The sequence below is a fragment of the Streptomyces sp. Isolate_45 genome (assembly GCF_024721315.2).
Taxonomy (GTDB): Bacteria; Actinomycetota; Actinomycetes; order Streptomycetales; family Streptomycetaceae; genus Streptomyces.
Genome location: NZ_JANFAK020000050.1, coordinates 13,744 through 31,199, shown reverse-complemented (window position 1 = coordinate 31,199; position 17,456 = coordinate 13,744). Strand labels below are relative to the sequence as shown.

Genomic DNA, 17,456 nt, shown 5'->3' with positions numbered 1-17,456 from the left:
GTACGGCTCCGGCCAGGGGGAATCGGCGTCTCCGGGCGCGTTCTCCGAGTCGTACGGTCCCTCCGGCCCCGCGTGTGCGGGGCCGGGCGGCCGACTCGGATAGCCTGGGTCCCATATGAACCGTCTGACCACGCCCTTCGGCTCCTACGAACTCACCCGCTTCCCCGCGGATCCGCGCGACCGGCTCCAGGCCTGGGACGCCGCCGACGAGTACCTGCTGCGTCACCTCGACGGCGGTACCGGCGAGCGGGGCCCCGTGGACCTGGCCGGCGCCGGGCAGATCACCGTTCTCGGTGACCGCTGGGGAACCCTGACGACGGCCCTGGCCTCGTACCGTCCGACGCAGATCACCGATTCCTCGCTGACCCGGGCCGCCACCGAGGCGAACCTGGACCGGGCCGGGATCGGTACGTCCAAGGCGACGGTGTCCCTGCTGACCACGCAGGACGCGCCACCGGAGCGGATCGACGTCCTGCTCGTGCGGGTGCCGAAGAGTCTGGCGCTGCTGGAGGACCAGCTGTACCGGGTCGCTCCGCACGTGCACGCGGGCACCGTGGTCGTGGGCGCCGGCATGGTCAAGGAGATCCACACCTCGACGCTGCGCCTCTTCGAGAAGATCCTCGGCCCGACGAAGACCTCGCTCGCGGAGAAGAAGGCCCGCCTGATCTTCTGCACGCCGGGCAATCCGGGCGCCGCGCGGCCCACCACCCCCGGTCCGTGGCCGCTGACGTACACGGTGGACGAGGACGGCGGCTCGGGCGCCGGTCTGAAGGTCGTCAACCACGCGGGGATCTTCTGCGCGGACCGGCTGGACATCGGTACGCGCTTCTTCCTCCAGAACATCCCGACGAACACGGACGGGGCCCGGGTCGTGGACCTGGGCTGCGGCAACGGCGTCGTCGGTACGGCGGTCGCGGTTGCGGACCCGGACGCGGAGGTCGTCTTCACGGACGAGTCGTACCAGGCGGTCGCCTCCGCGCGGGCCACGTACGAGGCCAACGTGCCGGCCGGCCGGCGCACGGCGGAGTTCCTGGTCGGCGACGGGGTAGCGATGCTGCCGCCCGGTTCCGTGGACCTGGTGCTGTGCAACCCGCCCTTCCACTCGCACCAGGCGACGACGGACGCGACGGCGCTGCGGATGTTCGCCCAGTCGCGCAAGGTACTGCGGCCCGGCGGTGAGCTCTGGGTGGTGGCCAACCGTCACATGGGTTACCACACCCATCTGCGCCGACTCTTCGGGAACAGTGAAGTCGCCGCGAGCGAGCCGAAGTTCGTGGTGCTGCGGGCGATCAAGCGCGAGGAGCGGACGCGCCCCATGTGACCTGCCGGTACGTCCTACACTCGGCCGCGTGAGCAGCCAGGTGCAGACGGACGGATCGGTCGAGGGCATGGCCGCGGGCGGGGAACCCGAACGGCGTTACCGCCGGGAGGACGTGGCCCGCGCGGCCGGCGTGAAGGTGCGCAACCTGCGCTACTACCAGGAGCGCGGGTTGCTGCCGCCGCCGCGCCGCGAGGGGCGGATCGCCTGGTACTCCGACGATCACTTGACCCGACTGCGGTTGATCAGCGACCTGTTGGGGCGCGGGTACACGGTGAACGGCATCGGTGAGCTGCTGACCGCCTGGGAGCAGGGCGGCGGCCTGTCCCAACTCCTGGGTTTCGAGCGGGAGATGACCCGGGACTGGGTGCACGAGGAGCCGGTGACGATGACCCGGGCCGAGTTGCGCGAGCTGTTCGGCCCGGAGGCGACCGCCGAGCACACCCGGCGGGCGGCCGAGCTGGGTTACGTACGGGTCGACGGGGACCTGGTGACGTATCCGAACCGGCGGTTGCTGGAGGCGACGCTGGCGCTGGTGCGGCAGGGGGTGCCGCTGGGGGAGATCCTGGACGCGGGTGACTTCGTCCAGAGCCAGGCGGACGCGCTCGCGGACCGCTTCGTCGGACTTTTCCGGCGGCATGTGATCGGTGCGGAAGGACTGGAACCACTTTCGGCCACCCAGTTGGATCACGTCCGGGAGGCGGTGGCCGCGTTGCGGCCGGTGGCCGGCGAGGTCGTGGCCGCAGAGTTCGCGCGGGCGATGGCCCGCCGGGTGGAGGCGGAGGTCGCCGAACTGCTGCGTACGGAGCAGTAGGAGTCGGCTCAAAAGGTGCACTCGCACAACCTTGCCAACCACCATTGGCACTCTTACATTCAACTCGTCGGTAACAAAGGTGCACAGCCGAGATAAGGGACGATCTCATGGCGGATTCACCGAACTTATCCGAGCCCCCCGGCACGGACGGCGGGGTCGGAACGGGCGACGCGGGCGCAGGTGAGGGGCGGGTGCGTTGGCGCCGGTTCGCCCTGCTGACCGTGCCCGCCGTGGCCGTGACGGCGGGTCTCGGCATCGCCCTCGCGCAAGGGGCTCTCGCCGCGTCCTTCGCGGTATCGGGGCAGCAGTTCAAGGTGTCGGCGAAGAGCCTGGAGGGCGAGGGCTTCGCGCAGTACGGCAGCGTCGACGTCAACGCCCGTCAGGAACTGATCCCGGTGGCGGTCACCGCCATCCGGGAGGCGAAGTTGAACAGCCTGTGCCAGTCGGTGGTCACGACCCTTCCGATGATCGGCGACATCTCGCTCAATCTGACGGCCGGGCAGAAGAAGCCGGTCGAGGCGACCAACCTGTTCGTCGACGCGACGCAGCTCTCGGGTGACGCGGTCTTCACGAACATCGAGATCGGACGCGACGCCTCCACCCTGGACAAGGGCCCCGCGGAGGCGCAGGGCATGCAGGACCTGTTCGCCCAGCAGGCGGACACGGTGAGCATCACCGGTCTCCAGCAGACGGCCTGGGCGACCAATGCCGGAACGTTCAAGCTGTCCGGGCTGAGCATGAACATCAGCAAGGGCAAGAAGGAATGCTTCTGAGCCGCTGGCGGCGGTGGCGGCGCGGCCGGCCGTTCTGGGGCGGGCTCTTCGCCGTCCTGGCCGGAGCGTGGATCTGCGTCCTGCCCCTGGCACCGCTGAAGATCATGCTCCAGCAGGGGGTGGCTGGCATTCCGTCCGTCCTGATGGGGATCGTCATGATCGTCCTCGGGCTCACCGCCTGGTTCTCCCCCCGGCAACGCTCCCTCGCCGGGGTGCTCACCACGCTCATCGCCACCGCCTCGCTGGTCCTGTCGAACCTCGGCGGGTTCCTGATCGGCACCCTTCTCGGCATCATCGGCGGCGGCCTGATGTTCGCCTGGCAGCCGTCCGCGACCCGTCGCTCCGGTGGCTCCGCCGCCCCCGGGCCGACGGACTCACCCCCCGCTCCCACCCCGCACCACGATCCCCAAGGAGCTCAGACATGAGCCGTACGCGCACCGCGCTCGCCCTCGGGATGGCGGCCGCGGCCGCCCTGACGGTGGCCTCGGCCACCGCTTCCGCCAGTCCGTTACCGCTGGCCGGGTCGACCACCGTCACCCCGGCCGGGCACGCCTTCAAGGCCACCCTCAGCGGGAAGGCCACGCTCAAGGCCGGTTCGGTCACGGTGACCTGCACGGTCTCCGTGTCCACCGGTACGGTGCCGGCCGCTCCCGGCAACCAGAACCCGGCCGGGCCGGTCTCCTCGCCCATCACCCCGCCGACGTACAGCTCCTGTACCTCCAGCGTCTGGGGCGTGACCCCGACGGTCACCACCAGCGGCGCCTGGTCGGTGTCGATGCAGCACGGATCCCCGATCACCGCGACGATGAACGTGCCGGTCGGCGGGCTCGTCGTCACCACGACCGGCCTGGCCAACTGCGTCGTCACCACGGCGCCCACGGCCCCGGCCGCCGTCAACGGCACCTGGACGAACGGCGCGCCGCCCAGCCTGACCTTCACCAACGCGACCGTCCCGGTCACGGTCACCGGCGGCTTCGGCTGCCCGACGAGCGCGACCACCTCCACCTTCAACGCCGTCTACAAGGTCTCCGACACCACGAACCCGGCCCAGCAGATCACCGTCGGGCCCTGATCGGGGCACCTTCGGCGGCCGACCCTCCCCGGTGGAAATTGCGTTGCTCCGGAGGCGGGAACGGGCAAAGCTCACTGACATGTCACAGAGCACCGAGCATCAAGATTCCACCGGAACCGCCTCCACCCCCACTTCCGCCCCCGCCGTCCGGCAGCGGCGTGGCGTGGAGGACCTCTTCTCCGGCGGACGGCTGCTCGCGATCCCCCGCAAGGCGGCCCGGCGCGAGCAGTTGCTCGCCCACCTCACCGAGACCCTGTTCGCGCAGGACCGCGACTACACCGAGCCCGAGGTCAACGAGGCATTGCGCACCGTGCACGATGACTGCTCGGCGCTCCGGCGCTACCTCATCACCTCGGGCCGGCTCACCCGGACCCGGGACGGCAGCAGCTACCGCCGTCCGGTGACCACCCGGTAGTGGGTCGTCAGCCGCCCGTCGTCGCCCAGCACGTGGAAGGCGACGGCGGGCGGCTCGTCGAGGTGGACGTGGTGATCGGGCCCCGTCGCGGTCTCCCACGGGAGCCGGAGGGTGGACACCACTCCGGGCGCCACGAGCAGCGGCCGGCCCGCGAAGGTCGTCGCGGCCGCGGTGTGCGCGTGCCCGCACAGGAAGGCGCGCAGGTGCGGGTGGCGGCCGGCCAGCTCCGCGAGACGTTCCTCGCCGAACTGCCTGATCCCGTCGACGTACGGGGTGTGCAGGGGCACCGGCGGGTGGTGGAACGCCACCAGGACCGGCACCTCGTGCGGGGTGTCCGCCAGGACGCCGTCCAACCAGGTCAGGGTCTGCTCCGTCAGGAAGCCGTGGTCCTCACCGGGTACGGAGGAGTCGCACACGGCGAGGACGAACCCCGCACCGCGCAGCACCTGGTCGACCGGCAGCTCGGACGGCTGCTCCTCCCCCAGCATGACCCGGCGGTAGGCGACGCGCTCGTCGTGGTTGCCGGGACAGATGACCGTCGGGTGCCGGGAGGCGAGCAGCGCGCGGGCCTCCTCGTACTCGGAGGGCTTGCCGGTGTCGGCTATGTCCCCGCTCACCAGCACCGCGTCGAGATCGTGCGGCAGGGCGTCCAGGTAGTCCATGACGGCGCGGGTGCGTTCGGCGGCGCGCGGTCCGCCGTCGAGGTGGACGTCGCTGAGGTGGGCGATCACGATCACAGGGGTAACTCCTTCGTTCACCGCGGCCGTTGGTCATGGGCCGCCCGAGGGTGCTAGTGCGTCCCATTCAACAGGCCCGCCCGTGGCGGCCGTCACCCCTCCCCCGGATCTCCGCGCGCGCCTCAGCCCGTGTTGCCCGCCCGCTTGCGGCGTACCAGGGCCCAGCCGACCGCGGTGAGGGCGACCGCGCTCCCGGCGAGGGTGGCGACCGCGGTGCCGGTGGAGGCGAGCGCGCCGCCGCCCGTGGTGGTGGTGCCCGTGCCGCCCGTGACGGACGCGCCGGACGCGCCGGACGTGCCCGAGGCGCCCGAGGCGCCCGAGGAGCCCGACGCGCTGTCGCCCGTGGTGCTGCCGGCCGTACCGGGACCACCGCCCGTGGCACCGGCCGCGGTGTCGCCCGCACTGCCGCCCGCGCCGCCCGTCGCGCCGTCGCTCGTACCCGTGTTGCCGGAGGCGCCGCCCGTGGTGGTCCCGGGCGCGCCGACCGTGAGGGTGACCGGTGTGGTGCGGCTGGTGCCCGCCTCGTTCCGGAACTCCGCGCGGAAGCGATGGCCGTTGTCGGAGGCCCTGGCCGTGAAGGAGTGCACCGGCGCGTCGGCGCCCTCGACCGCCTTCCACGTCCGGCCCCCGTCGTCGCTGACCTGCCAGGTGACGGTGGGCTCCGGCGTCCCGTCGGCCCTCGCGGTCAACACGGCTCGGTCCCCTTCCGTGACGGTCTGGTCCGTGGGGCCCTGCGTCACCTTCGGTGAGACGGAGCGTTGCAGCCGGGTGATGCGGCCCTCGGCGGGGTTCGAGACGAAGACCGTCCCGCCACCGGGTTCGACCGCGAGTGAGGCGAACCCCAACTGGCCTTGGTTGCCGGGGAGTACGACCGGTTTCGCCGCCTCCCCGAAGTCGGTGGTGCGGTACACGGTCAAGCTGCCGTTGTTGTCACTGCCGGGCTGGGAGGTGTCGCCCGGGTCCTGCCGGACGACGTACGCCTCGTGCGTGACGGGGTCGAACCTCGCCGCCCGGGGCAGGTCGTCGCCGGTCAGCACGCGCAGGCGCTTGCCCGCCGCGTCATGGACGACGACCGAGGTGCCGATGCCGATCCAGACCGCGCCCGTTTCCGGGTCCACCTCGGTGAACCCGGCGTAGTCCTCGCCCGCGGGAAGTTCGACGGTGGCGGCGACCTGGAGGGTCGTGGCGTCGATCCGGTACAACCGCCCGTTGCCCGCGTCGGGGAACCAGATCGCCTTGCGCACCGGGTCCACGGCGAACCCGTCGCCGCCCTCCAGCGTGATGCCGCGTTTCACCGTGGCGGTGGCGACGTCGACCTCGGACAGTACGGGGCCCTGCGCGACGAACACCGTCCCCGGGGCGATGCCCGGCCCGGCGTCGGTGACGGCGCCGCCCGGAACCCACGCGCCGGCCGCGACGGTGTCGCCGTCCTTGGCCGTGCCGATGCCCCGCAGCGGATAGGAGAACACCACGCCGTCACCGGGGAGCGGGGCGATGAGCTGACGGACCGCCCGCCGACCCGGCGTGCCATTGGCCCCGGGTGCCTGGTTGACGGTGCTGCGCACCTTGCCGTCGACCGGGTCGAGGACGTGCAGTCCGCTCTCGTTGACGTCGGCGGTGTCGGGGAGGTCGTCCGAACCGACGTACAGCTTGCGGGAGTCGGGGTGGAACATCAGGTCGCGCGGTTTGCCCGCGGTGGTGAACTCCGCGACCGCCCGGTAGCCGACGGTGCCCTGCGGTACGTCGACGCCCTCGCCTCCGGGACCCACCGGGTCCTGGCCCCGGAAGGCGATGGGGACCCGTACGTCCTGGGAACGGTCGCCGGCGCCCCGGTGGTCGACCCGGGTGACGACGGAGCACGCCACCTGGGTGCAGTCCAGCCCCTCGTTCTTCGCCGTCAGCCTCAACTCCACGTCGAAGCGCCCGCCTTCGCCGTACGGGATCCCCAACTCCCCGGCGTGCGCGTCACCCCGGGGCACGATCCACTGCGAGGCCTTGGAGCCGCCGGTCGTGTCGGCGCCGCCCACGCAGGGAGCGGGCACCCGGTTGTCCCCGTTGTCCTTGCAGAAGGCGACGTAGATGCCCTTGGCCCCGTCGTATCCCCCGCCGGTGACGCGTACGGTCCGGCCGAGCGGATCCAGACCGGACGCGGCGGAGACGGTCAACTGCTGCCCGCCCGCGCCCAGTACGGTACGCCCGGGTCCGGCGGCGGTCGGGCCCGCGGCGGCCGCCGGGGCCGCCGAGACGAGGACGAGCGCGAGCGCGGCGGAGGCCGCGCCCGCCCGGGCGGGGGTGGTGGGGTGCTGGGGTGTCATGGCTTCCTCGTCGACGTGACCGCGGGTCCGGGAGGGTGGTCGGCTGCCTAGTTGAAGGTCACCGGGACGTGGACGTCGTACTTGCGGCTGGTGGAGTTGAAGTGGTCCGCTCGGGTGACGACGGCGCACTCGACGGTCTCGCCGCAGATGTTCCCGTTGCCGAGGTCCGCCTTGACGTGGATGGTGACGCCGAAGGTGCCGCCGGGGCCGAACTTGGAGGTGTTCGGCAGGGTGCCGCCGAAGGTGTTGTTGATCCAGTGCGAGGCGCCGGTGGTGCCCGCCTGGTCCGAACCGCCGAGGCAGGGGGTCGGCTTGTACTGGCCGGGGGCGCCGTCCACCGCGCAGAGGCCCACGTATATGCCCTTGGCGGTGTTGAACCCGCTGCCGGTGACGGTGACGTTCTGGCCGGCGGCGGTGGCCGTGCCGGGGGCGGTGACGCTCAGGTTGTAGGTCGCCCCGCCGTCCGTCACCGTACGGGTCGAGGTCGCGGCGTTGGCGGAGCCGGCCGTGCCGAGGGCGAGGGCCACGGCGGCGGTCGCGGCGAAGGCGGCACGGGCTGCGAGCCGGACGGTGACGCGGGGCAGGTGGGCAACACGCATGGCAGAACGCCTTTCCAGGAACGGACTTGATCGACTTAGGTAAGGCTAACCTAAGACCGATCGACCCTGAACCTATTGGTCCGGCCCTGGCCGATTCCCGTCCTCCTGGCCGATCCCGCTCCCTCCGCCCGCGCACCCCGCCCTGCCGCCGCCCCTCCGACCGACCGCCCCCGCCAGGCCCTATCCCCGGTACGCCTCCAGCAGCCTCAGCCAGACCTCGCTGATGGTCGGGAACGCCGGAACCGCGTGCCACAGCCGGTCGATCGGAACCTCACCCACCACGGCGATGGTGGCGGCGTGGACGAGTTCGGCGGCGCCCGCACCGACGAAGGTGACCCCGAGGAGGACCTCCCGGTCGAGGTCGACCACCATCCGGGCCCGGCCGCGGTACCCCTCGGCGTACAGGCCCGCGCCCGACACCTTCCCGAGGTCGTGGTCGACGGCGCGCACGCGGTAACCGGCCCGCTCCGCCTCGGCCAGGGACAATCCCACGGCGGCCGCTTCCGGGTCGGTGAAGACGGCCTGGGGCACGGCCTCCGTATCGGCCGTGGCGGCGTAAGCGCCCCAGCGGGAAGTGTCGATGGCGTCGTACCCGACCGCGCGGGCGGCGATGGCCGCGCCCGCGATCCGGGCCTGGTACTTGCCCTGATGGGTGAGGAGCGCGCGGTGGTTGACGTCGCCGACGGCGTAGAGCCAGTCGCTGCCGGGCACCCGGCAGCTCTCGTCCACCCCGATCCAGTCGCCGGGGGTCAGACCCACGGTGTCCAGCCCGATGTCCTCGGTCCGCGGGGCCCGGCCGGTCGCCACGAGCAGCTCGTCACCCTCCAGCCGCTCCCCGCCCGCCAGCACCACCGTGACGGGGCCGGTCGACCCCTCGCGCTCCACCGCCTCCACCGACACCCCGGTACGGACCACCGCGCCCGCCTCCCGCAGCGCCTCGGCGACCAGTTCCCCCGCGAAGGGCTCCATCCGCGGCAGCAGCCCGGATCCCCGTACGAGCAAGGTCACTTGGGAACCGAGGGCCTGCCAGGCGGTGGCCATCTCGGTGGCCACGACCGAACCACCGACGATCAGCAGCCGGCCCGGCACCCGCCGCGCGGAAGTGGCCTCCCGGCTGGTCCACGGCCGGGCCTCGGCCAGCCCGGGAACCTCCGGGACCACGGCCCGGGTCCCGGTGGCCACGACCACCGCGTGCCGGGCGGACAGGATGTGGTGCTCCCCCTCCGGGCTGCTCACGGCCACCTTGCGGATGCCGTAGAGCCGGCCGTGACCCCGGTAGAGATCGGCCCCGGTGGAGTCGATCCAGTCGACCTGGCCCTCGTCGTTCCAGTTGCCGGTCCAATAGTCGCGGTGCGCGAACACCGCCTCCGCGTCGAGCGGGCCCGCCACGGAGCCCGCCAGCCCCGGCACCCGACGGGCCTCGGCCCGCGCCAGCGCCGGACGCAGCAGGGCCTTGCTCGGCACGCAGGCCCAGTACGAACACTCCCCGCCGACGAGCTCGCCCTCCACCAGCGCCGTACTCAGCCCGGCGGCCCGGGTCCGGTCGACGATGTTCTCCCCGGCCGGTCCCCCGCCGAGCACCACGACGTCGTATTCCATCGCTTCAGTCATGGGGCCAGTGTCTCCGCAGCGCCCGGGCCCCGGGCGGCAAGGTCAGGACTGCGGCGTGCCGGGGGCTTCGTCGGGTCGCGGCTGCTCGGTCGCCGGTCCGCCCCCCTGCCCGGACTCGGCGATCTTCGCCTTGACCTCGTCCATGTCGAGGGCGCGGGCCTGTTCGATGAGGTCGGTCAGCGCCGCTTCCGGCAGGGCTCCGGGCTGCGCGAAGATCGCCACCTGATCCCGGACGATCATCAGGGTCGGGATCGAGGTGATCTGGAAGGCCGCGGCCAGTTCCTGCTGGGCCTCGGTGTCCACCTTGGCGAAGACCAGGTCGGGATGGGCCTGCGCCGCCTTCTCGTAGACCGGGGCGAACTGGAGGCAGGGCCGGCACCAGCCCGCCCAGAAGTCGATCAGCACGAACGGGTTCTCGCTGACCGTCCGGTCGAAGTTCTCCTTGGTGAGCTCGACTGTAGCCACGGATCCAGACCTCCTGTTTGGTGCGTGTCCTGTGTGAACGACCGGCCCACCCGTCGAATTCCGCGACCGCCCCGTATCCCTAGAACGGGTGACCGGGCGGGCTGGTGCGTGCCGTCGTCCAGCGGAGTTCGGTGAAGGCGTCGAGGTTCGCCTCCCCGCCGAACCGGGCGCCAGTACCGGAGGCACCGACCCCGCCGAAGGGGGCGACGGCCTCGTCGTTCACGGTCTGGTCGTTGATGTGCGCGATGCCGGTCGGGATCCGTTCGGCCAGCTCCATGCCGTGGGCCGCGTCGCGGGTGACGATGCCCAACGAGAGCCCGTAGGGGCCGGCCGAGGCCAGCTCGACGGCTTCGTCCTCGGTCACGAAGGACCGTACGGGCGCCACCGGGCCGAAGACCTCCTGCGCGTAGGCCGGCGTGTCGTCGGCCACCCCCGCCAGCACGGTGGGCCGGTAGAAGAGGTCCCGGTGGGTGCCTCCGGCGACGAGCTTGGCGCCCTGTCCGATGCTGGCCTCGACCAACCCGTGGACCCGCTCCAGCTGGGCCTCGTCGAGCAGCGGGCCCAGGTGGACCGGCTCGCGGTACGGATCCCCGACGGCCAGCTCCTCGGCCCGCGCCGCGAGCCTCTCGACGTACTCGTCGTGGAGCGAGGCGTGGACGAGGTGCCGGCCCGTGGTCATGCAGACCTGTCCCTGGTGGAAGAAGGAGCCCCAGGAGGCCTGGGCGACGGCGGCTTCGACGTCCGCGTCGGCGAGGACCACGAGAGCCGAGTTCCCGCCCAGTTCCAGGTGCGCGCGCTTGAGGTGGCGGCCGGCCAGCTCTCCGACCGTGCGGCCGGCGGCGGTGGAGCCGGTGAAGGACACCACGCGCACGCGGGGGTCGGCCACCACCGCGGCCCCCGTCCGCGCCCCGCCGGGCAGTACCTGGAGCAGCCCGGCCGGCAGTCCGGCTGCGGTCAGGACGGCGGCCAGGGCGAGGCCGCCGCAGACGGCGGTGCGGCGGTCCGGCTTGAGCAGGACCGCGTTGCCGAGTGCGAGGGCCGGTGCCACGGAGCGGATCGACAGGATCAGCGGGGCGTTGAAGGGGGCTATGACCCCGACGACCCCTGCCGGAACCCGGCGGGTGAAGGAGAGCCTGGGTGCTTCGCTGGGCAATACCTGACCCGTCGGCCGGGAGGCGAGGGCGGCGGCCTCGTAGCACTCCTGCGCGGCGACGTGCAGCTCGAAGTCCGCCTTCCCGGGGATGGATCCCGACTCCCGGACCAGCCATGCCCGCAGTTCGTCGGCGTGGGCCGCGAACAGGTCACCGGCGCGGCGCAGCACGGCGGCCCGCTCCGGGTGGGTGGCGCGCGCCCAGTCCCGCTGCGCGGCGTGGGCCCGTACGGCTGCCTCGGCCACGTCGGCGGGGGCGGCGAGGTCGAGCGTGGCGAGGGTGCGCCCGGTCGCGGGTTCGACGACCGGGGCCGTGCCGCCGGTGAGGGTGGGTCCGTCCTGCCAGAGCGTCGGGTCGAGGAGCGGCGTCACGCGGGGCCTCCGGAAGGGGATGGTGCGGGGCGGGGGGCGGCAGCACGCGCCATCGTGCCAGACCGGAGACACCACTTCTGTTCAGTTATTGGGCAGTTGACCGGCTGCCATGTCCGGAAACGATCGACCGTCGCGCGGTGGGGCGGGGCTCACCTCTCCAGGACGAGCGCGATGCCCTGTCCGACGCCGATGCACAGCGCCGCCATGCCCGTGCCCGAGCCGGCGGCCGCCAGTTGGTGGGCCACCGAACCTGCCAGCCGGGCTCCGGAGGCGCCGAGCGGGTGTCCGATGGCGATGGCCCCGCCGCGCGGGTTGACCACCTCCGGGTCCAGCTCGGGCCAGGCCGCGAGACAGCCCAACGCCTGCGCGGCGAAGGCCTCGTTGAGCTCGAAGGCCGTGAGATCGGTGAGCGACCGGCCCGCCTTGCCGAGGGCCCGTGCGACGGCGTCGACCGGGCCGAGGCCGAAGAGCTGCGGCTCGATTCCGGTGACGGCACCGGCGCTGATCCGGGCCAGCGGTTCTCGGCCGGTGGCGGCCAGCCCGGCCTCGTCCGTCAGCAGCAGGGCGGCCGCCCCGTCGTTGAGCGGGGAGGCGTTCGCGGCCGTCACCGTGCCGGAGCCGTCCGTTCGGAACGCGGGCTTCAGGCGGGCGAGGGCCTCCGGCGTGGAGCCCTCGCGGATGCACTCGTCGCGCGCGAGGTCCACACCCGGGTACGGGACGACCTCGTCGTCGTACAGTCCGGCGGCCCAGGCGGCGGACGCCTTGCGGTGGCTCCGCAGCGCGAAGGCGTCCTGCTCCTCGCGGGTGATGCCGTGCTTCTCGGCGACGAGTTCGGCGCCCTCGCCGAGCGAACCCGTCCACTCCGCGGGCATGCGGGGGTTGGTCATGCGCCAGCCGAGGGTGGTGGACCACATCTGCTGGTGCCCGGCGGGGAAGGCGCGTTCCGGCTTCTGCACCACCCAGGGGGCGCGGCTCATCGACTCGACGCCGCCCGCGATGGCGACGGAGGCGTCACCGAGCGCGATGGCGCGGGCCGCCTGGACCACGGCCTCCAGACCGGATCCGCAGAGCCGGTTGACGGTGACCCCGGGAACGGTGACGGGCAGTCCGGCGAGCAGCACCGCCATGCGGGCCACGTCCCGGTTGTCCTCACCGGCGCCGTTGGCGTCACCGAAGACCACGTCGTCGATGCGGGCCGGGTCGAGTTCCGGCGTACGGTCCACCAGCGCGCGGACCACATGGGCGGCCAGGTCGTCCGGCCGGACTCCGGCGAGTGCCCCGCCGAACTTGCCGATCGGGGTGCGGACGGCGTCGACGACGTACACGTCGCGGACGGTGCGGATGCTCATGGGGTCTCTCCTGGGCGGATCCGTACGGGCGGCGGCGCGTCGGGGCCGGTTTCGGCACCGGGCACACCGCCGGGCACGCCCGGTGGGGCGCGCCCGAAGTCTCCGCCCGGCCGTCACCGCCTGTCAACGGCCACCCGCGAGCCACGGGTGGCCGGCCGGGCCCGCCGGGGCCTCAGGTCGACTCGCGGGGCACCACCAGGGCCGCCATCAGGTCGTTCCGTTCGGTGATCTCCGACGGTTCGCGCACCGCCCGGTCAACCAGGGACGCCAGATGGTCCCCGGTCGGCATCTCCAGCCGGACGGTGCTCAGCCGGGGCCGCAGCAACCGGCCGATGAGCAGGTCGTCGGCTCCCATGACCGCCACGTCCTCGGGGATCCGCAGGCCGGCGTCCTGCAGGGCGCGCATCAGCAGCATCGCGTACTCGTCGTTGTACGCGAAGACCGCGTCGAGCCCGAGCGGGCGCCACCGGGCGGCGAGTTCCGCCGCCGACTCCTCGGTGTGGGCCAGCGGGACCTCCTCGACCTCCGCTCCCGCGACGGACCGGGCCCCGGCCAGCCGGGGCCCGGAGAACAACTCCAGCCCCGCCTCCCGGGGGACGACCACCCCGATCCGGCGCCGGCCCCGCTCCAGGAGGTGACCGGCGGCACGGGCCCCGATCTCCGCCTGGTCCATGACGAGCGCGTGCGCGCCGGGCACGCCGGCGGGACCCAGGGTGATGACCGCGCGGGCACCGGCCCGCTTGAGGGTGGCGACGTTGTGCGGGGACAGGGCGATCTCCCCGAGGGAGATCACGGCGACCGGCCGCAGCTCGGCCCAGGCGCGGGCGGCCTCGTCCCCGTTCAGGCCGAGGCTGCCGTACTGGACCACGGTGTAGTCCAGACGCCGCAGCGCCCATTGGAGTTCGTTGAGGAAGGCGCTGTAGAGCGGCCCGACCGGCACGTGGGAGGTGGGCAGCAGGACGATCCGGGTGTGCCCGGCCCGCAGGCTGCGCGCGGCGGCGTGGGGGACGTAGCCGAGTTCCTCGGCGGCCTCCCGGACCTTGCGACGGGTCGGCTCGCTGATCCGCACGGCTGCCGCGTTGTTGAGCACGTACGAGACCGTCGCGCGCGACACGCCCGCGAGGCGGGCGACGTCCGCGCTGGTCGGCACGTTCGGCGATTTCGATGACTGGGACATTGCCGTCGCATCTTTCCAGACCTGTTGTGCCCCGGGGCCGGCGGATGGCGTGAAACGGATGCTACACAGTGGTTACACGATTCATTGACACGTGCAACCATCTCGTCGCGTTCCTATGGGATCGCGACGCCGCACGCGTCCGACCGTGCCGCCGCCCCGTCGCGCTCCGTCGCACCCCCGCCGTCGCGACGGGGCGGCGCGCACCCCCTCACCTCGCATCGGATCCCGTGCCCAGGAGGGCACCGCGGCCGTTTCCTCCCCCGACTCCGACACCGCCCCACCGCTCCCGGCCCGGCCCGGCCCGGCCGCCGCATCCGACGCTCCACCCGGCCCCGGGACCGCGTCACCGCCCGGCCGCGGCCTGCTCCCCCTGCCGCTCCTCGGCAACACCGCCATGTACACGCTCTGCATCGGGGTCGCCGGCATCCTGCTCGCGCTCCAGGTCGAGCAGGTCGATCCGGCGAACAAGGTCGCCGACTTCGGCCTGATCGCGGGGGTCTCCGCCGTCTTCGCGACGGTCTTCAAGCCGGTCGCGCGGTCCGTACGGTGCCGGACTCTTCGCGGACGACGTCGTCGAGACGCTCCCCCGCGGCGCGGAGCCGACCATCGGCCGCTCGCTCGGCGGGCTGACCCCGGCGCCGGCGGTGGACCGGCTGAAGCCGCACCGAGCGGTGTACTCGGACCCGGCCTGGCACCTGGCGAGCGCCGAACCGGGCTTCGGCCCCGAGGTGCTCGCCGGGTTCAAGTCGGCGGACAAGGAGCGGATCCGGGCGATGAACCCGCTCCGGGAGGAGGCGGACGTGGACGTCGAGGCGGCGACCCCGGCCGTGTGGGACGAGGCCACCGCACCGAGCCCCGCCCCGCTCCTCGGTCGGGACCTGCTGCCGGCCGCCCCGGCGCCGCCCTCCCTCGTACGACTCGCCGACCCAGGCTTCCTGATCCCACCGGAGCGGACCGCGCCGCTGACGGAACGCGGCTCCGAGGTCCGTTCGGTCGCCGGGGCCGGACACACCATCCACCGGGACCACTTCGAGGGGTTCATGGCCTCGCTGGAGGGCTGGATACAGGCCCGCCCGGTGCTGTCCGGGGGCTGTCCGGCCGGGCGTCCCGCCCGCTACCTTCTTGCTACCGATCGGTAGGGGGAGGTCCGGTGGCGGGTTCGTTGGATGTGGTGGGGTCACCGGGAACGTCTCGACCGCCGGGGGCCGGGCTCGCCCCGGGATTGCGGGACATGACGACGGCGCTCGCCCTGGGAGCCGTCACGTCGAGGGAGTTGACCGAGGGATGCCTGGCCCGGATCGCGGCCGCACAGCCCTCGCTCAACGCATTCCGGATCGTGCGCACCGAAGCCGCGCTCGCCGAGGCGGACGCCGCGGACCGGCGCCTCGCCCGGGGCGAGCGGCTGCCGCTGCTTGGCGTCCCGGTGGCGGTCAAGGACGACATGGACGTGGCGGGCGAGCCGACCGCCTTCGGCTGCGCCGGGGACTTCCCCGCGCAGCGCGCCGACAGCGAGGCCGTCCGGCGCCTGCGCGCGGCGGGGGCGGTGATCGTCGGCAAGACGCAGACGCCGGAGCTGGGCCAGTGGCCGTTCACCGAGGGCCACGCCTTCGGCGCGACGCGCAATCCGTGGAACCCGCTCCACACGCCCGGCGGCTCCTCGGGCGGCTCCGCGGCGGCCGTGGCCGCGGGTCTGGTGCCCGCGGCGCTCGGTTCGGACGGTGCGGGTTCGGTACGGATCCCCGCGGCCTGGACCCATCTGGTGGGGGTGAAGCCGCAGCGCGGGCGGATCTCCACCTGGCCCGCGCCCGAGTCCTTCCACGGGCTCACCGTCAACGGCGTGCTGGCCCGCACGGTCGCGGACGCCGCACTGCTGTTGGACGCGGCGAGCGGTTCCGATCCGGGTGACCTGCACCGGCCCGCCCGGATTCCCGCGGCGGAGGCGGCGCTGCGTCCGCCGGGGCGGTTGCGGATCGCGCTGTCCTACGGTATGGCCTTCACCGCGACGCCCAAATCCCTTGATCCGGTGGTGCGTTCGGCGGTGGAGCGGTTGGCCGGACGGCTGGAGGCGCTGGGCCACGAGGTGGTGCCCGAGGATCCTCGCTACGGCCTCATCGGGCTGACCTTCGTGCCCCGCGCGACGGTGGGCGTAAGGGAGTTGGCGGCCCGGGTGCCCGATCCCGCGCTGCTGGATCCGCGTACGCACGAGGCGGTTCGCACGGGGCGGCTGCTGGGCGGGCCCGCGCTGCGGATCTCCCGGTGGGCCGAGGTGGTGCTGCGCCGCCGGGTCGGGGAGATCTTCGGCCGCTTCGACGTGGTGCTCACGCCGACCACCGCCACTCCCCCGCTGCGGATCGGCGCGCTGGCGGGCATGGGGGCCATGGCCACGGACCGGGCGATGATCGCGGCGTGTCCGTACGCCTGGACGTGGAACGTGCTGGGCTGGCCCGGGGTGAGCGTCCCGGCGGGCTTCACCCCGGACGGCCTGCCGATCGGGGCACAGCTGCTGGGACCGGCGGACGCGGAACCGCGGTTGCTGTCACTGGCCGCACAGTTGGAGGCGGCGGAGGGCTGGTCGGCGCACTGGCCCACCCTCTGATCCTCGTCCGTGCCCGACCCTGCAGGCCGCTCACCGAGTCGGAGCGTCGCCCGTTGGGGGGACGGGGACGGCGCCCCAACGGCTCCCGCGCGCGGCGAGGGCCCGGCCCGCGTCCCCGTGACCGGCCGGATCCGGGCGGGTACGAGGCGGGCGGGTACGGAGCGGATACGGAGCGGGCGCGTGGCCGTGCGGGGTCCCGGGGCCAGTAATCTCGCCCGAATGACGGCACTTTCGCATCACGGCAACAGTCACGTCGAGCAGCCCGGCCGGGACGGGGACACCGCCACCACGGAGGCGGATCCGCGCGCCACGGGGCCGGTGCGCACCGAGTACGCTCCCGACAAGGACGGGGATCCGGACCCGGGGGAGATCGTGTGGACCTGGGTTCCCTACGAGGAGAACGACGGCCGGGGCAAGGACCGTCCCGTCCTGGTCGTCGCCCGGGAGGCGGGCGGGCGGACGCTGCTCGCCGTCCAGCTGTCCAGCAAGCGGCACGACGCCGACCGGGAGTGGGTGCCGATCGGCTCGGGGCCGTGGGACTCCGCCGGGCGGGATTCCTGGGTGGACCTGGACCGGGTGCTGCGGGTGCACGAGTCGGGGATGCGGCGCGAGGCGTGCGCGCTGGACCGTGGTCGGTTCGAGCTGGTCGTGGACCGGCTGCGGGAGCGTTACGGCTGGCAGTGACGGCACCCC

18 protein-coding genes are annotated in these 17,456 nt (G+C 73.2%); 9 read left to right on the top strand and 9 right to left on the bottom strand.

The window, feature by feature from the left end; all coding sequences use genetic code 11:
* Positions 1–115 precede the first annotated feature (115 nt).
* From NOD94_RS18280 to NOD94_RS18255, 6 genes are all read left to right on the top strand, one after another.
* Positions 116–1,321: a methyltransferase gene (locus NOD94_RS18280; RefSeq protein WP_281207037.1), complete on the top strand. Its 1,206-nt coding sequence runs from the start codon at positions 116–118 to the stop codon at positions 1,319–1,321.
* Between the two features lie 28 nt (positions 1,322–1,349).
* Positions 1,350–2,132, top strand: coding sequence for a MerR family transcriptional regulator (locus tag NOD94_RS18275; protein WP_281207036.1), 783 nt, complete (start codon positions 1,350–1,352; stop codon positions 2,130–2,132).
* Positions 2,133–2,323: 191 nt separating this feature from the next.
* Positions 2,324–2,905 (top strand): DUF6230 family protein, encoded by a 582-nt coding sequence (locus NOD94_RS18270; protein ID WP_281207035.1) that lies wholly within the window; start codon positions 2,324–2,326, stop codon positions 2,903–2,905.
* On the top strand, positions 2,896–3,330 hold the full coding sequence (locus NOD94_RS18265) for a DUF6114 domain-containing protein (RefSeq protein ID WP_281207034.1): 435 nt from the start codon (positions 2,896–2,898) through the stop codon (positions 3,328–3,330). The genes NOD94_RS18270 and NOD94_RS18265 overlap by 10 nt, the downstream gene beginning before the upstream one ends.
* Complete coding sequence (locus tag NOD94_RS18260) at positions 3,327–3,977, top strand: hypothetical protein (RefSeq protein ID WP_281207033.1); 651 nt, start codon at positions 3,327–3,329, stop codon at positions 3,975–3,977. Before NOD94_RS18265 ends, NOD94_RS18260 begins: the two co-directional genes overlap by 4 nt.
* A gap of 79 nt (positions 3,978–4,056) precedes the next feature.
* Positions 4,057–4,392: a DUF2087 domain-containing protein gene (locus NOD94_RS18255; RefSeq protein ID WP_281207032.1), complete on the top strand. Its 336-nt coding sequence runs from the start codon at positions 4,057–4,059 to the stop codon at positions 4,390–4,392.
* On the opposite strand, the gene NOD94_RS18250 is transcribed toward NOD94_RS18255, so the two are convergent.
* The 9 genes from NOD94_RS18250 to NOD94_RS18210 form a co-directional block, all read right to left on the bottom strand.
* Positions 4,365–5,129: a metallophosphoesterase gene (locus NOD94_RS18250; RefSeq protein WP_281207031.1), complete on the bottom strand. Its 765-nt coding sequence runs from the start codon at positions 5,127–5,129 to the stop codon at positions 4,365–4,367. The genes NOD94_RS18255 and NOD94_RS18250 overlap by 28 nt on opposite strands.
* A 122-nt stretch (positions 5,130–5,251) precedes the next feature.
* The gene (locus NOD94_RS18245) at positions 5,252–7,444 is read right to left on the bottom strand and encodes a hypothetical protein (RefSeq protein WP_281207030.1); all 2,193 of its coding nucleotides are present in this window, start codon (positions 7,442–7,444) and stop codon (positions 5,252–5,254) included.
* A gap of 47 nt (positions 7,445–7,491) precedes the next feature.
* Positions 7,492–8,043, bottom strand: coding sequence for a hypothetical protein (locus NOD94_RS18240; protein ID WP_281207029.1), 552 nt, complete (start codon positions 8,041–8,043; stop codon positions 7,492–7,494).
* Positions 8,044–8,223: 180 nt separating this feature from the next.
* Positions 8,224–9,654, bottom strand: coding sequence for an NAD(P)/FAD-dependent oxidoreductase (locus tag NOD94_RS18235; RefSeq protein WP_281207028.1), 1,431 nt, complete (start codon positions 9,652–9,654; stop codon positions 8,224–8,226).
* 42 nt (positions 9,655–9,696) lie between these two features.
* Positions 9,697–10,119 (bottom strand): thioredoxin family protein, encoded by a 423-nt coding sequence (locus NOD94_RS18230; protein ID WP_281207027.1) that lies wholly within the window; start codon positions 10,117–10,119, stop codon positions 9,697–9,699.
* Between the two features lie 79 nt (positions 10,120–10,198).
* Positions 10,199–11,641, bottom strand: a complete 1,443-nt coding sequence (locus tag NOD94_RS18225; protein WP_281207026.1) for an aldehyde dehydrogenase family protein — start codon at positions 11,639–11,641, stop codon at positions 10,199–10,201.
* Positions 11,642–11,790: 149 nt separating this feature from the next.
* Positions 11,791–12,990, bottom strand: coding sequence for a thiolase family protein (locus NOD94_RS18220; protein ID WP_281207025.1), 1,200 nt, complete (start codon positions 12,988–12,990; stop codon positions 11,791–11,793).
* A 172-nt stretch (positions 12,991–13,162) separates the two neighbouring features.
* Positions 13,163–14,167 (bottom strand): LacI family DNA-binding transcriptional regulator, encoded by a 1,005-nt coding sequence (locus NOD94_RS18215; protein ID WP_281207024.1) that lies wholly within the window; start codon positions 14,165–14,167, stop codon positions 13,163–13,165.
* Between the two features lie 343 nt (positions 14,168–14,510).
* Positions 14,511–14,774, bottom strand: coding sequence for a hypothetical protein (locus NOD94_RS18210; protein WP_281207023.1), 264 nt, complete (start codon positions 14,772–14,774; stop codon positions 14,511–14,513).
* A 37-nt stretch (positions 14,775–14,811) separates the two neighbouring features.
* Here NOD94_RS18210 and NOD94_RS18205 point away from each other — a divergent pair, with 37 nt between their 5' ends.
* From NOD94_RS18205 to NOD94_RS18195, 3 genes are all read left to right on the top strand, one after another.
* Positions 14,812–15,306, top strand: coding sequence for a hypothetical protein (locus NOD94_RS18205; RefSeq protein ID WP_281207022.1), 495 nt, complete (start codon positions 14,812–14,814; stop codon positions 15,304–15,306).
* Between the two features lie 83 nt (positions 15,307–15,389).
* Positions 15,390–16,763, top strand: coding sequence for an amidase (locus NOD94_RS18200; RefSeq protein ID WP_281207021.1), 1,374 nt, complete (start codon positions 15,390–15,392; stop codon positions 16,761–16,763).
* 219 nt (positions 16,764–16,982) lie between these two features.
* Complete coding sequence (locus NOD94_RS18195; protein WP_281207020.1) at positions 16,983–17,447, top strand: type II toxin-antitoxin system PemK/MazF family toxin; 465 nt, start codon at positions 16,983–16,985, stop codon at positions 17,445–17,447.
* Positions 17,448–17,456: the final 9 nt, after the last annotated feature.